Raw genomic sequence first — 13140 nt, 5'->3', positions numbered from 1 at the left:
CAGGGCAGCGGTCGCGCGGTCGCCCTCAGTGCATGCTGGCCGACTGGAAGCCCGCCGCATGCGCCGCGGCCGAGCACAGCACCTTGCGCATCAGCTCGGATTGCCGGTTGGTGCCGGTCTTCGAGAGCACCTGCTTGAGCTGATAGCGCACCGTGCCGATCGACACGCCGCGGCGCTGTGCATACTGCTCCAGCGTGTCGCCCTGCACCAGCGCGCTGGCCAGCCGGGATTCGGCCTCGGTCAGGTCGAACAGCGCGGCGAGCGCCGCGGCCGGGATTTCGCCGGCGAGGTTGCCGTCGCTGATCATGACGAGCGCGCCGCCGGCATCGGCGATGCCGTCGACGCGCGTCAGCGGCTGCACGGCCAGGTGCAGCCGGTGGGCGGCGTGATCGAGCGTGAGGAAGGTCGCCCGGCCGTGGGCGATGCTGCGCGGCATCAGCGCGTGCCGCAACCGGGCCGCCTTGTCGCCGTGGGCGTGCAGCAGGCCGTCGCGCAGGTGCAGCGCACCGTGGTGCGCGATGCGGTCCTGCGCCGGACGGTTCATCCATTGCACCCGGCCGTCGGCATCGCAGACGACCAGGCCGCATTGCCAGCGGTCCAGGCAGGCGCTGAGGATCTGCTCGAGCTTGCGCTCGCCGTGCACGGACAGGCTGAGCTCGGCGGCCTGGCCGAAGTGGGGCAGCAGGCCGGCAAGCCGCTGCTGGTCGGCCTCGCCGAAGGCGGTGTCGTTGCCGGCCGGGCGGTGGAGCACCATCGCCATGAAGCGGTCGCCGCCGATCGGCAGCAGCGCGCCGAGAAAGCGCCCCAAGCCCAGGTCGGCCAGCTGCCGCTGCAGCCGCTGCTGCTGGCGGAGGTCTTCGCGGCTGGTGAACAGCTGTTCGTCGCCGACGAACCGGCCGATGACCGGCAAGCCGCGCCGGCGGTCCATGCGCGGGTTGTTGGCGTCGGAGATCAGCGCCCGGTAGGCATTCACGTCGGTCCGGGAATCGTGCGCGCACCAGTACGTGCGGCCCTGGTGGTCATCCGCGAAAGCAATGGCCTGCATGACGGCGGAGTGCGCGCCGACCTCGTCGCACAGCCGGTCGAGCACCGCCTGCCATCCGCCGGGGGCCGTGCAGCAGCGGTACAGGTTGAGCAGCAGCGGGTCGTTCGAGTACGTGGTTTCCATCTGCGACCTCTCGTGGCCATGGCGCGCTGCGCGGCATCCGCCGGGCAACTTCCAGGCCGGTCTCCCATCGGGTGGGCGGGCGGCCGCGGTCCGTGATGGCGGGCGGCGAACCCGGTTTCCCGTCGTTTTCTTGTCTGCGGATGCGCTGCCGTCGGGCGTTCCAAACCGGTGCCTCGTGGGCACCAGTGGCGGGCCCGATGCTCGCCGCGGGGGGCGCGGGCGGATCGGGTGGTGTGCGGCCGGCGCCCCGGTGCGGGCGCGGTGCCGTCGTTCTGCTGTTTGGGGCGGCCGGGAACGATGTCTGCGCTCGGCAATGATGCGCCCGTGACGGTGGTTGCCGCTAGCGGGAAAGCCCTAATACGGAGGATGGGGCGGGGAGAGGGGGAAGGATGGGGCGATCGGCTCTTTTATTCCTGGGCACCGGTGCCGGTTCGTGGGGACAATCTCGCAGCCAATCCATTGCCAAGTGACAATGAATGGGCAGTGCGTTGATGTTGCCACGCACCGCCAAGTGAGAACCACTACTGGCAGGTCCAACCTCTTACCGGGACGGGAGTCAGATTTCCGCCGACCGTCACATTGATCTGCTGTGCCAGTCGTGGCGTTGTCGTGTAAGGAGCGTTGCCAGGCACCTTTCCTTCGGCGGGTATGTCCTGTGCAAAAACGCTGTCTTGCCCCTTAACCACGATGTGCGTGTCCGATGTGAACGCGATCGAGCTCACGGGACCGGCGATCGGAAGCCGCTCTCTGGCATCGTGGCCCCCGCGATGTTCATCGGCTTCGCCCATTTCTCGATTGATCAAGACCAGCCATCTCTGGTTTGAGCCATTGGACTCGACAAAGGCAATGCGCTTGCCCCTTGGATCCCAGACTGGGCCGGCTTCAAACGTTGGTGTGCCCCGAGTGTTAGACATTACTGTTAGCGTAACAACCCCGTTGTTATGTCGGGCAATCTCTGCGCCTACCCCATACAGTGCAGAGGAACCGTCAGAGCTTTCGCTCGGGTACGGTATAGGAAGTACGTCACCGTTGCGCAGATAGGTTTGCATCGATTGCCCATCTGGTGTTGTGGCTTTCAGGGCAACCTGATCGTCTCGAATGTTCTGAACCTCGATTCGGAACGAAGGCTTCGTTGTTGTGGAAACGCTTGTGCCAACAGAAGCATTGACCTTCTGTACGACGTCGGCAGTGGAAAACGGACTCGGAAGGGTATAGATATCCCGACCATTCAGGCTGATGGCATCACCCTGGGTGCATGCAATGCCATGCCCTCTTGGGGAGAGAGCACAGCGTCCTCCGGCCCCCGTCGCGGGCAGAACCTGAGCGGGCCCAGCGGGGGGCGGGACGCGCAGAAAGTAAAAGCGGCTGCTGGTCGGGCTTTCGTGTTGCCCTGCCTCAAGCAGGTCCGGAGATGTCCACGCTAGATCGGTAATTGCGTCCGTTGCGTGCAAGTTTACGTCGGCGAGTAGCCTGCCAGTTGAATCGATCAGGGATACGTCGGCAGGTGAACTTTTCCCGCTATAAGCGATGAGATTTGACGTTGGGGCCAATGCAACAGCAAGTTTCAATTTGCCGTCGTTTGTCAGTTGTGTGAGCAGAGTTCCATTTTGTTGTGCAAACCATAGATCCTCCTTGACCACCACCAATGCGCGGCAATCTTGCGCTGCTACGACATGTTGCGATGCGATTGCGCAGAACACCATCCATGCAAAGATTTTTCCAAAATTACGCATGTCTCCCCCTAGTAGCTCTGAAACACGATGCCTGAATTGCGAGTCCCCAGTTGTAAGCATGCCGCGCGCTGAGGTCCCATGTAGTCATCTATATGGTAGCCATTGATCCAGCCACCTCCATCCTGTGCCTTTCGCTGGCCTAGTATGTCGACGGTGACGGAACCTCCCTTCGGGATGACGGAGCGGTCGACAGCAATGGTGGTGCCCACCGTGGCGCAAGCGCCGGTCGCGGTGCGTGCACATGTGTCGGTGTTGAAACATCCTTGGCCCCTATAGTGAACAATGGTGCCATCCAACGCCTGCCCGGACCCCTGCATCTTCACGTCGGTCAAAAACTTCGAACGGTAGTGGTTGGCGCTCGGCAATCCGCAGACGTTATGACTGATGGGTGTGGCCGGCGCTTCTGCCTCCACGGCCAACGTGTAGCAGGTGACGAGAAACGAGTGCTCATAGCGTGCCGGGAGCCAACTGATGTTTGCCTGATTCGTCGTTTGGAGGTTAGATGGGCTCGAGCCGCTAATGGTTGACTGACCCGGCTGTGCTCGAGTTGACACGGAGGCAGTGCTTGTGCCGCTCGCGTTCGTTGCTGCAGTCGGGCCTTGAATAGCATCCTGAGAGCCACGACTCGATTGCAATCCGACCGACATGCCGCTAACCGACTGACCAGCTTGCGTAACTCGTAAGGTTAGATTCGACTTTGTAAGTATTTTCCCATTTTGTGTCGTGCCACCTGCGGGAATGAATGCTGCGCTCGCGGTAATTTGCAGCGATGGTTGCGGCGGTGGAGCTGTGCCTGACCCCTCGCAAACCGGGATAGGGTTGTTCGGAAGCCAACGAAGAGACCAATTGCCGGCGGGGCAAGAGAAAGTTTCCCGCACGTCTCCCGCTGTCATTGTCAATGACGACCCATTGCGCACAAGGGTAACCATCGCACGCCCTGCAAATGGAAGAGGCGAGGTCGGGTCCGGATCGGGGATATCCGTTCGGAGTCCTGCATACGTGCAACTTTGAAAATACGACTGATTACCAGGGGCATTGCAGACCAAAGCCGCCAAAGCTTGGCCGGCTGCGTCTGCCGTTGGATATCCAGCGTTACCGGGTCCCAGGTAAACCGGTATAGATGGAATATCCTGTACCGCTTTGGCAGATTTGTTTAGGGAAAGCGCGAAAATAAATAATATTCCAGCTGTGATGGAAATATTTCTCAAAATACCTCCTTGTCATTGTGTTTTCTCGTGAAATGATTTGGCGTGCTGGTGTCGGTTATTTGGGTCGCGTGAAATCATATCGTTCACAAGCGAGCGTAGGGTATTGTGATCGAGTGCCAATCTATTTGGCATGCGTTGTTCATGACGAAATTGATGAAATTTTCTTTTTCAAGATATTAGAGCAACTAATATCTTAGGCGTCCCAGTAAGATTAGAGGTCGTGCACCGGGCAGCTTGCCACTCAGCCACTGATGGAAGCTGAGTCTGGGCGACTGACCATCCGCCCGGGATCCAAAGACACGGGAAGCGACGTCCAAGTCTCGGAATGATGTATGCCAGATTGAAATGCTGAGTGTTTCTGGACGAGCCTGATGCGCGATTCAGCATGATGGCGAAATCACTGCCGCAAATCCGTTTCATGGCATGACGCAGTGCATCTTGTCGAGAAACACGTGTTTGTGTGCACGCCGGGGGCAAGAGCCCTTTGTTGCATCAGTGCATTGTGTCCGGCAACTCGCTATTGGCCCCCGGGACCCGGGCGTATTTGACGCCGCCCTAGAAGACCCACGCCGCCCGCAACGCAATCTGCCGCCCCTGCGCCCGGTTGCGCGCGGCGAACTCCTTGTAGGCATGCAGCGAGACGATCGGCCAGGCGCTGCCAGGCTTGAGGAAATATACCGCCGGGCCGAGGGCGAACACGCGTGCGCGGTTGCCTTCGATGGTCTTGCCGGCCTGGGTGTCGTCGGTGAGCTGCTGGCTGTAGTAGCCCCCGATACCGACCGTCCACGGGCCGATATGCTGCCCGATCGCGAATTCGTGCTGGTACTCGATGCCCGAGCGGTAGTCGGTGTCGCGGTTGCGGCCGTTCACGTTGAGCTGGATGTTGGACGAGAGTTCGCCGCCGAACGACGTGATGTAGGTGAACGCGACCGTGGGCGAAACCACCCAGTGGTTCATGCCCGCATTCACCAGGCGGTTCCTGTCGTACGACCCCGTGGGCAGCTGCAGCATCAGCGAGGCGTTGACGAACAGGTTCTGCGCGGGCATCCACGACACGGTGATGGGCGAGACCTGGAGATCGCCGAGCGCGGTGTTCCGTCCGCTCTGGCTGAGCCGGCCGGCGGGCGTCGGGATGCCGAGGTCGAGCTTCATGCTCAGCACGGGCGCGACGAACGACCACCCGTACTTGCCGCCCAGCAGCGACAGGCGGGTCGTCTTGACGACGGCCAGGCCGTAGCTCTGTACCGACAGATCGACATCGAGCGGCGTGCTGTTGCCGCGGTTGTCCTGCATCCGCTTGGCCGTGTACGACGTGACGCGCAGCCCGACCGCGGGCAGTTCCGTCGGGGGCGGCATCATCCCTGCGCCGAAGTCGAAGACGCCGAACGGCGTGGTCGGCGCATTGCCCTCGAGCGCGGCGGCATGGAGCGGGAGCGTGGCCATGGCAAGACAGGACAGCTGGGCAGCAAGGCGCGGGCGGATGAGCCGCATGGTTTGACCTCCGGAAGATGGGACACAAGGCGTGCTCCGGCTGGCCTGTCGTTGGACTCGCACGGCCCTGGGTGCCTCGGCGAGGTCAATCTATCGTCGCGGTGGGCGCCCGGCATCTGCCATTTTGGATACGCGTTTGCCCTAATGACCCTCAGCATCCGAGGGGCCGCCCGCCTTTGCCGGGATGCATCGGCGCCGGGGTCTTGTCGTGGGGGAGGATGAGGTGGGCCGCATCCGTGCCCGGTGTGCGCACCTGTCGGGCATGCGGCGAGTGCGTGAGAAAAGCTGCCGCCCGCAAACCTCCGGAGGTTTCCGGGCGGGCGTACGCGGATAAATGCCTGGAGCGACGGGGCGAGCCCCTTGACCTTGCACGGGCAAGGTCGCTTTTACCGGCGTGCTCGATTACCTGATCAGCCAGGTTTGGTGGGTCACGCTGTTCGTCGTGTACCAGACGTTGCGGGTGGCCGTGCCACCGCAGACGCCGCCCGACGGGAAGACGGACGCCATGAACGTGCTGCCGCTGGCGACATAGAGCACCTTCGTCGATTGGCCGGCCGAGACGTCGTAGTGATGGCCATTCACAAAGAAGCGCACGCACCCTTGGGTATAGTTCTGGCCGGTCAGATCCACGCCCGTGATGGTCTGGGATTTCGCTTGGCTGGCCATCAGGGCCAGCGTTGCCGCGATTGCAAAGAAAACAGATTTCTTGCCGGTGGTTTTACTGATATTCATTGGTATCTTTTGTGGGGTGACGTCAGTACAAGGGGGATGCGCATCGGCGTGATGGCAATGACGCATTGACAGGAAAAAGGGGAACGCGCATTCGTTTTTTCCGTGGTCTTGCGGCAATCGCCCGGGCGCAGGCGCTGGCTGCTGCAAGCCGCAGCAGCAGCTATCCGCTCGCTTGAGTACGGCGCGGCCGGGTTACTGCACCTTCCACGTCTGCGCGTAAGCCTGCTGGCTCGACGGCCACTTGTTGGTCGTGATCCAGACATTGCGCGATGCCGTGCCGCCGCAGGCGTTCGGGAACACGGAAGCCATGAACTGCTTATCGTTGGGAACCCCGCCCAGATACTTGGTCTGGCCGGCCGCGACGTCCTGCTGGCCATTCACATAGAACCGCACGCACCCCTTGGTGGCGTTCTGGCCGGTCAGCTTGACCGTGAAGCTGGCCTTGGCGGTCTGGGCGTGCGCCGGAGCCGCGATGAGCGCCAGTGCTGCGAAGGCGAAGGCGAACGATTGCTTGTGAATGATCTTGCTGAGTTGCATGGATATCTCCGATGAAGTGGTTTCACTCGATGATGCCGAGCGGCAGCGCCGTGGAAATGGCTTTTGTCCGGGATATAACAAAGAAATATTGACGGAAGCGCAAGATTGGCGGCTGCTGAAATCAATATCTCATGCGAAAGTGTTTGTAAGTGTGTTTTGAATTTTTTTGATGTATTTTGTTTTGCTTTGTTTTTGGTTTTTTATTTCTTATTTGGGTAAATGATTTCGCTTTTTTGTTCGGGCTTGCGTAATGAACGGTATGCCGGTGCGCCGAGGGCGCGCGGGTCGCCTTCACGCGCCACCGCGAGGGTGGGGCCGCATGCAATGACGGTCCATGCGGCCACGGGCGCGCAATCCGGTCTCAGCCGCGTCCCTGCAGCAGGGTCACCGGATCGAGCCGCGCCGCATTGGCCGCGGGATACGCGCCGGCGGCCAGGCCGCACAGCAGGGCCAGCACGGCGGAGCACAGCGGTGTCGTGATATCCAGCGTGATGCCGATCTGCGCAACCGTCAGCGCCACTCCGGCGCCCACGATGCCCAGCGCCAGGCCGAGCGCCGCGCCCAGCAGGCAGATCAGCACGCTTTCGGTCAGGAACTGCGCCACCACATCGGTGGTGTGCGCGCCCAGGGCCATGCGCAGGCCGATTTCCGTCTTGCGTTCGGACACCGAGGCCAGCATCACGTTCGTGATGCCCAGTGACCCCACCAGCAGCGCGACGCAGCCCAGCACCGCCAGAAAGCGCGTGTAGAGCGAGACCTGCTGCTGCCGCAGTTCGCTGACCTGCCTGGCGCCGCTCGCCTCCACCGTCTGCGACAGCATGGTGCGCAGGCGGGATGCCAGCAGGCCCGGCATGTCGGGCGCGGTCACGCCCGTTTGCAGCCGGGTCAGCAGCAGCGATGCCGACGGCGACGGTGGCCCGGTCAGCCGCCGCAGCGAGGCGTACGAGACAAAGACGGCGTGGTTCATCCGGATCGACTGCAGCAGATCGTCGCCGATGTAAGAGGCCAGCACGCCGGCCAGGAAGAACGTCTTGCCGCACAGGGGCAGGGCCGCGCCCGGTTGCACGTCCAGGCGGGTCTTGCGCAGTTCGGCGGCGATGTCGGCGCCGAGCACGATCCACGGCTGCCGCGCATCCAGCGGGCTCAGGAAGCGCCCGTGCTGCAGGCGCAGCGACAGCACGCCGGGCAGATCGGGATTGGCGGCGACGATGTCCGGGCTGCCCAGTGCCGTCTCCGGTCCGTCGCCGCAGCCGAAGCGGCGCTCCAGCCGCGCCACGGATTGCACCTCCGGCATGTGGCGGAGCGCGGCGGCGGCGGCGTCGGTGGTGGCGTCCAGCCGGGCCTGCGCGGCCTCGCTCAGCGGCTCGGCGCTCTGGCCGGACGGGTCGGCGCCCGGTGGCGGTACGCTGATCGTCACCACGTCCGCGCCCAGCTGGTCCAGCGCCCGGGTGGCCTGGGCGGTGACGCTGTCGCCGATGACCAGCATGGAGGTGACCGCCGCGATGCCGATCGCCACGCCGGCCACCGCCAGCGCGATCCGGCGGCGGTTGGTCAGGATGCTCTGCCAGGCGAATCCCACCGCGATGCGCAGGCGCTGTACCTGGTGCTGGAGCCGCTTGTCCATCTCAGGCGGGAACCGTGCCGCGGCGGCCCGACAGGGGCTGCGCCTGCGCTGCGGCGGGGCGATCGGGCTGCGTGGCGCAGCGCAGGCGCCCGTCGCGCATCTCGATCTGGCGGGGCAGCTGCCGGGCAATCTCAAGGTCGTGGGTGATCATCAGCAGCGCCGTTCCGTGCGTGGCGGTGACTTCGCGCAGCAGCGCGAGCACGCGCGCGCCGGTTGCCGAATCCAGCGCGCCGGTCGGCTCGTCGGCCAGCAGCAGCCGCGGCTGGCCGGCCATGGCGCGGGCGATGGCCACGCGCTGCCGCTCTCCGCCGGACAGCTCCGCCGGGCGGTGCGACAGCCGGTGCTCCAGCCCCACCGCCACCAGCGCCGCCCTCGCCGCGTCGAGCGACGCGCGCTGCGACAGGCCCCGATACAGCAGCGGCAATTGCGCGTTCTGCAGCGCGGTCAGCGCCGGCAGCAGGTGGAATTGCTGGAAGACGAAGCCGATGTCCTGATTGCGCAGCCGGGACTTCTCTTGCGAGGACAGGGTCTGCGTATCGACTCCCGCCAGCCGGTATTGGCCGGAGGTCGGCGTGTCCAGCAGGCCGAGCAGGTTCATCATGGTCGATTTGCCGGAGCCGGACGGCCCGACCATGGCCAGCACCTCGCCGCTGCGCACTTGCAGATCGACGCCCCGCACCGCCGCGACCGTCTCGCCGGCCACCTGGAAGGTGCGCGAGACCTGGCGCAGCTCGATCAGCAGCCCGGCGGGTGCGCGATCGTTGCCGGCCTCGGGCTCAGCCATTGCCGGCCCCCGACAGCAGTTGCTTCAGCGTGCCCTCGTCGCCGGGGCCGGCGGCTGCGCTGGGCACCCACACCTCGTCGCCATCCGCGATGCCGGCCTTGACCTCGACGCTGTCGACGAGGGTCCGGCCGGCTTCGATCTCCTGCATGCGCGCCGTGTCCGAGGCCGATTTGCGCACGCGCACCACCGGCCGGCCCGCCGGGCTCCAGGCCACCGCCGCCAGGGGGATGCGCAGCGTGGCCGGCCCCGGCTCCGGCGCCAGGCTCATGTTGACGGCGCTGCCGACGCGCAGCGACCTGCCCGCATCGGTGGGTGGCTTGAACAGGATCTGCATTTCGAATTCCGCCGTGCCGCGGCTGCCCTGTCCGCGCCCGTCCGCCGCTCTGGCTTGCGACGAGACCCGCTGCACGGTGCCCGCGAACGCCCGGTCGCTGTCCGCGCCCAGCACGATGCGCACGGCCTGTCCCGGCGCCACGCGGCGGATGTCCTCCTCGTCCACCCAGGCTTTGATGAGAAACGCCGAGGTGTCGCCCACGGTCAGGATGACGTCCTTGGGCGTGACGGCAGCGCCCGCGTTCAGCTCCTTGCGGCCGGACGGGTCGTTGCCGTCGGTCGGCTCGGGGTACAGCACCACGCCCGAGATCGGCGACAGCAGGGTCGTCGCCTTGAGCTTGGCGCGGAGTTCTTCGAGGCGCAGCTGCCGGTTTTCGAGATCCAGTTCGAGCACGCGCAGGGCCGCCGGGGCGCGCTTGAGCCTGAGCGTGGCGATTTCGTCGCGCGCGCCGTCCACCTGGCTCTGGCCGGTATCGATCTCCTGCTTGCCGGCATCCAGCTCCGTGCGGGCGATGATGCCCTTGTCGTAGAGCATCTGCGCTTCCTTGCCGCGCCGCTGCGCGGCCGCCAGGCTGTTCTGCGCGGCCAGCAGCCGGCGTGCCGCGGCCTGGTATTCCGTGCTGGATTCGATCTGCTGTGCCGCGCTCAGCGCCTGCTGCGCCTGGATCGAGGCGATCTCGGCCTCGCGCAGCTGGCGCTTGAGCTCGGTGTCGCTGACTTGCGCGAGCTTCTGCCCGGCCGTCACCGTGTCGCCGAACTGCACGAACTTCGCGAGCAGCACGCCCTCGACCGGCGCCGCGATATTGACGGCATCGACCGGGCGCAGCGTGCCCTGCAGCAGCAGCGGCTGCGACGACGCCTGGCGCGCAGCCTTGAGCCAATGGCCGCGCTCCTGCACGGCGGGCCGCGCCACCCGGCTCAGCCCCCACGCGACGAGGCCGATCAGGAGCGCGGCCGCCGCCGCGCGGGCGGCGTTCCGTTGCCATCGGGAGGGAGGTTGCATTTCAGTGTCTCGCATGCCGGCGCTTCATGAAGGGGGCAGGGTTGCCTGGGCGAACGCCGCCACGTGCCATTGCTCCAGCGCGGTGCCGCTGACCCGTTGCAGCTCGAGCTGCGCGGTGAAGATGGCAAAGCGCGCCTGCACCTCCTGGGACAGCGCCTGGTTGAGCGTGTCCTGGGCCAGCGACAGGTCGGTCGCGCTGCTGCGGCCGGCGCGCGCTTTCTCGATCTCGCCCGCCAGCCGCTGCCGCGCGAGCTCCGCCGTGCGCTGGGCCATCCGGTGCTGGAGGAAGGCGAAGTCGATGTTCCTCAGTGCGTCGCTGACTTCGGCACGCGCGGTGCGCTCCAGATCGGCCAGCGACAGTTCGGCCTTCGTCAGCGCGACCCGTGCGGCGCCCAGCGCCAGGCGGCTCTCGGATTTGTCCAGCGGCATGGAAAAGCTCAGGCCGACCGCGCGGTTGATCTGCCGGTTCGAGGTGCCGCCGGCGCTGTCGCCCGACCGGTCGAGCCGCGCGTACAGATCGAGCTGGTTGCGCATGCCGTCCTGCGCGGCGGTCACGCTGAACTGGCTTGCGGTCACGGCGTCTTTCGCGAGCTGCAGGTCCACCCGCCTGGCCAGCGCATCCCGCATGATCGGCGCCTCGTTCTGCGCGGCCGGCGGCAGATAGGCGGTAAAGGAATCGGTGAGCGTGATGTCGGTGCGGTCGGCATCCAGGTCGTATCGGCCGATCACGCGCAGCAGCTGGCGGCGGGCGACGTTCTCGGCCTGCCGGGACTGCGTCAGCGCCAGCTCGGCCTGCGCCAGGTCGGCGTCGCTCTGCAGCAGGGCGATGCGGGCGATGCGTCCGGCGGCGAGCAGCGCTTCGTTGATCGATCGGGCCTCGCCCGCGCGCTGCAGCGCCGCCTGCGCGAGCGTGACATTCTGCCTGGCCTGCTCCAGCGCGAAGTACGCCAGCACGCCGTTCAGCACCACGTCGCGCTGGGTTTGCAGGAAGCTCCGGCGCGCGCTCTCCAGCGCGAGGGCGGCCCGGCGTTCGTTGAGCAGCACCACGTCGCTGCCCGAGCCGCGCAGGAGCGGCTGCGACAGCGAGACCGACGTGACGCGGCTGCTGGTGTTCAGGCTGGCCCCCGGGACGAAGCTGTCCGCCGGCGCGCTCTGCCCGAACCGGTTGTACAGGCGCCCCTCCGACAGGGACAACTGCGTGCCCGAGCGCAGTTTCCACGTGGAAACCAGGTTCCCCGAGCTGGCCGTGCCGCGCGTGGTGCCCGTGCCGGTGCCGGAAGTGCTGTTGCGCTCGAGCTGGCTCGACAGGACGGTCTGCGGCAGGAATTCGTGACGGGCCTGTTCGGTCTGCTCCTGTTGCTGCTGCAAGTCCAACTGCTGGGTCTGGACGCTGACGGCGCGCGTCAACGCGCCTTGCAAGGCCTCCTGGAGGCTCAGCCGCAATGCCGTCGGCGGATGCGCCGGCAAGGCTTCGGCCGCGATGGCCGGCGGCGCGGCGAGCATCGCATCAGGGCGGTCCGATTGGGCGAGTACCGCATCCGCTGCGCCGATGGAGAGGGCAAGCAGCAGTGCGTGGCAGCGGGAGATGCTCACTACGGGGCAGGTAAAGACAGCGAGAACGGCGCGCCGATCCCTCATCCAACGGGACCGGCGCGCCGCCGCAGGGGTGTGCCGGCCGGGGCGGCTAGCGCCATTCCGGCCGGGCCGGCCGCTCAGTTCGCCGTGTCACGGCATTCCCACGTGGCGGCGACGGAGCGTTTGTTGGAGCCGGCCGGGCTCGGATTCCCGAACTGATGCCACGTCATGTTGACCGAGCGCGTCGTGCCGTACTGGACGCGGCAGGCATCCCAGGCGTTGCCCCAGGTTGCCGACCAGGCGTTGGCAGGCGTCAGCGCCGTGCCGGTGTAGGTGCCGATGACATCGACCTTGCCGAGCGTCCTGGCGCTGGCGTGATGGGCAAACGCAGATGCCATCACCAGAGCGGCGACGGCGATGGATTTCCTGCCGCGATTCGATCCAAAGCTATGCATTGATCTTCCTTGATGGGTTGAATACTCGATGAAACTTCAAAGCGCGCGCCTGCTTGGCTGATCCAAAGGCGTTTTGTAAACCAATCACCCGAACGCACCGATCAAATCGCTGGTGGCGGCATCAACTGGATCGACGACACTGTATCGAACGATCCGGCACCCTCAGTGCCGTTTGATGATTCTTGAGAAAACGCATCGGACCCTCCCGCCGTTGCATGAAAACGGATCCATGCCATGCGCTGGAGAAAGGCGGCAGCTTAGCAAGATAGGGCGCGCTCCAGCGGATCGGCGCCGGAATTGCGAAGCCGGTGCCCGGCAAGCGAAGGCAGCCGGCGGCCCCGCGGCCATCGGGACGATCGAGCCGGCCGCCATGCGTGCCGGCGGAGCGGGGGCGGAGGTGTTTCGGGATGCCTGCCCGAGCGGTGCGCGAGCCGGTGCGAAGACGACGGATGCGGCAGCGCCGGGCATGCGGATGCGCCGGCCTGTCAACGGTCTCC

At 65.6% G+C, this 13140-nt stretch carries 12 protein-coding genes; 1 reads left to right on the top strand and 11 read right to left on the bottom strand.

The genetic code is table 11. The annotated features are described in order from the left end of the window. Positions 1-25: 25 nt before the first annotated feature. The 6 genes from GO999_RS21265 to GO999_RS21240 form a co-directional block, all read right to left on the bottom strand. Positions 26-1168, bottom strand: coding sequence for a helix-turn-helix transcriptional regulator (locus GO999_RS21265; protein ID WP_081326709.1), 1143 nt, complete (start codon positions 1166-1168; stop codon positions 26-28). 521 nt (positions 1169-1689) lie between these two features. After that, positions 1690-2901 carry a hypothetical protein gene (locus GO999_RS21260; protein ID WP_081263872.1) on the bottom strand — a complete coding sequence of 404 codons (1212 nt, stop codon included), beginning with the start codon at positions 2899-2901 and terminating at the stop codon, positions 1690-1692. An 8-nt stretch (positions 2902-2909) separates the two neighbouring features. Beyond that, positions 2910-3218, bottom strand: a complete 309-nt coding sequence (locus GO999_RS24865) for a 3D domain-containing protein (protein WP_230076549.1) — start codon at positions 3216-3218, stop codon at positions 2910-2912. Positions 3219-4664: 1446 nt separating this feature from the next. Then, positions 4665-5600 carry a SphA family protein gene (locus GO999_RS21250; protein ID WP_019719895.1) on the bottom strand — a complete coding sequence of 312 codons (936 nt, stop codon included), beginning with the start codon at positions 5598-5600 and terminating at the stop codon, positions 4665-4667. A 402-nt stretch (positions 5601-6002) separates the two neighbouring features. Beyond that, the gene (locus GO999_RS21245) at positions 6003-6332 is read right to left on the bottom strand and encodes a hypothetical protein (RefSeq protein WP_016723556.1); all 330 of its coding nucleotides are present in this window, start codon (positions 6330-6332) and stop codon (positions 6003-6005) included. A 192-nt stretch (positions 6333-6524) separates the two neighbouring features. Further along, entirely contained in the window at positions 6525-6869 is a 345-nt protein-coding gene (locus tag GO999_RS21240) for a hypothetical protein (RefSeq protein ID WP_011004714.1), read from the bottom strand. Between GO999_RS21240 and GO999_RS21235 the strand changes: the two genes are divergently transcribed. Next, positions 6868-7029 (top strand): hypothetical protein, encoded by a 162-nt coding sequence (locus GO999_RS21235; protein WP_158594558.1) that lies wholly within the window; start codon positions 6868-6870, stop codon positions 7027-7029. The genes GO999_RS21240 and GO999_RS21235 overlap by 2 nt on opposite strands. A 201-nt stretch (positions 7030-7230) precedes the next feature. Here the strand turns inward: GO999_RS21235 and GO999_RS21230 are convergent, their stop codons facing one another. The 5 genes from GO999_RS21230 to GO999_RS21210 all read right to left on the bottom strand — a co-directional run bounded on the left by GO999_RS21230 (position 7231) and on the right by GO999_RS21210 (position 12643). Further along, complete coding sequence (locus tag GO999_RS21230) at positions 7231-8493, bottom strand: ABC transporter permease (RefSeq protein WP_211906830.1); 1263 nt, start codon at positions 8491-8493, stop codon at positions 7231-7233. A 1-nt stretch (position 8494) separates the two neighbouring features. Beyond that, positions 8495-9277, bottom strand: coding sequence for an ABC transporter ATP-binding protein (locus GO999_RS21225; RefSeq protein WP_064478654.1), 783 nt, complete (start codon positions 9275-9277; stop codon positions 8495-8497). Then, on the bottom strand, positions 9270-10613 hold the full coding sequence (locus GO999_RS21220; protein ID WP_118872804.1) for an efflux RND transporter periplasmic adaptor subunit: 1344 nt from the start codon (positions 10611-10613) through the stop codon (positions 9270-9272). The genes GO999_RS21225 and GO999_RS21220 overlap by 8 nt, the downstream gene beginning before the upstream one ends. A 24-nt stretch (positions 10614-10637) precedes the next feature. Further along, complete coding sequence (locus GO999_RS21215; RefSeq protein ID WP_328517102.1) at positions 10638-12251, bottom strand: TolC family protein; 1614 nt, start codon at positions 12249-12251, stop codon at positions 10638-10640. A gap of 74 nt (positions 12252-12325) precedes the next feature. Further along, positions 12326-12643, bottom strand: coding sequence for a hypothetical protein (locus tag GO999_RS21210; protein ID WP_011004709.1), 318 nt, complete (start codon positions 12641-12643; stop codon positions 12326-12328). Positions 12644-13140 lie beyond the last annotated feature (497 nt).

Source organism: Ralstonia nicotianae (assembly GCF_018243235.1).
Taxonomy (GTDB): Bacteria; Pseudomonadota; Gammaproteobacteria; order Burkholderiales; family Burkholderiaceae; genus Ralstonia; species Ralstonia nicotianae.
The sequence above is the reverse complement of the archived record's forward strand: the minus strand, read 5'-3'. Positions and strand labels throughout refer to the sequence as shown.

What these genes read in the sequence shown, in the direction of transcription:
- GO999_RS21265 (WP_081326709.1), bottom strand. Translation starts at nt 1,168, where the DNA reads ATGGAAACCACGTACTCGAACGACCCGCTGCTGCTCAACCTGTACCGC.
- GO999_RS21260 (WP_081263872.1), bottom strand. Translation starts at nt 2,901, where the DNA reads ATGCGTAATTTTGGAAAAATCTTTGCATGGATGGTGTTCTGCGCAATC.
- GO999_RS24865 (WP_230076549.1), bottom strand. Translation starts at nt 3,218, where the DNA reads ATGCAGGGGTCCGGGCAGGCGTTGGATGGCACCATTGTTCACTATAGG.
- GO999_RS21250 (WP_019719895.1), bottom strand. Translation starts at nt 5,600, where the DNA reads ATGCGGCTCATCCGCCCGCGCCTTGCTGCCCAGCTGTCCTGTCTTGCC.
- GO999_RS21245 (WP_016723556.1), bottom strand. Translation starts at nt 6,332, where the DNA reads ATGAATATCAGTAAAACCACCGGCAAGAAATCTGTTTTCTTTGCAATC.
- GO999_RS21235 (WP_158594558.1), top strand. Translation starts at nt 6,868, where the DNA reads ATGGATATCTCCGATGAAGTGGTTTCACTCGATGATGCCGAGCGGCAG.
- GO999_RS21240 (WP_011004714.1), bottom strand. Translation starts at nt 6,869, where the DNA reads ATGCAACTCAGCAAGATCATTCACAAGCAATCGTTCGCCTTCGCCTTC.
- GO999_RS21230 (WP_211906830.1), bottom strand. Translation starts at nt 8,493, where the DNA reads ATGGACAAGCGGCTCCAGCACCAGGTACAGCGCCTGCGCATCGCGGTG.
- GO999_RS21225 (WP_064478654.1), bottom strand. Translation starts at nt 9,277, where the DNA reads ATGGCTGAGCCCGAGGCCGGCAACGATCGCGCACCCGCCGGGCTGCTG.
- GO999_RS21220 (WP_118872804.1), bottom strand. Translation starts at nt 10,613, where the DNA reads ATGCAACCTCCCTCCCGATGGCAACGGAACGCCGCCCGCGCGGCGGCG.
- GO999_RS21215 (WP_328517102.1), bottom strand. Translation starts at nt 12,251, where the DNA reads ATGAGGGATCGGCGCGCCGTTCTCGCTGTCTTTACCTGCCCCGTAGTG.
- GO999_RS21210 (WP_011004709.1), bottom strand. Translation starts at nt 12,643, where the DNA reads ATGCATAGCTTTGGATCGAATCGCGGCAGGAAATCCATCGCCGTCGCC.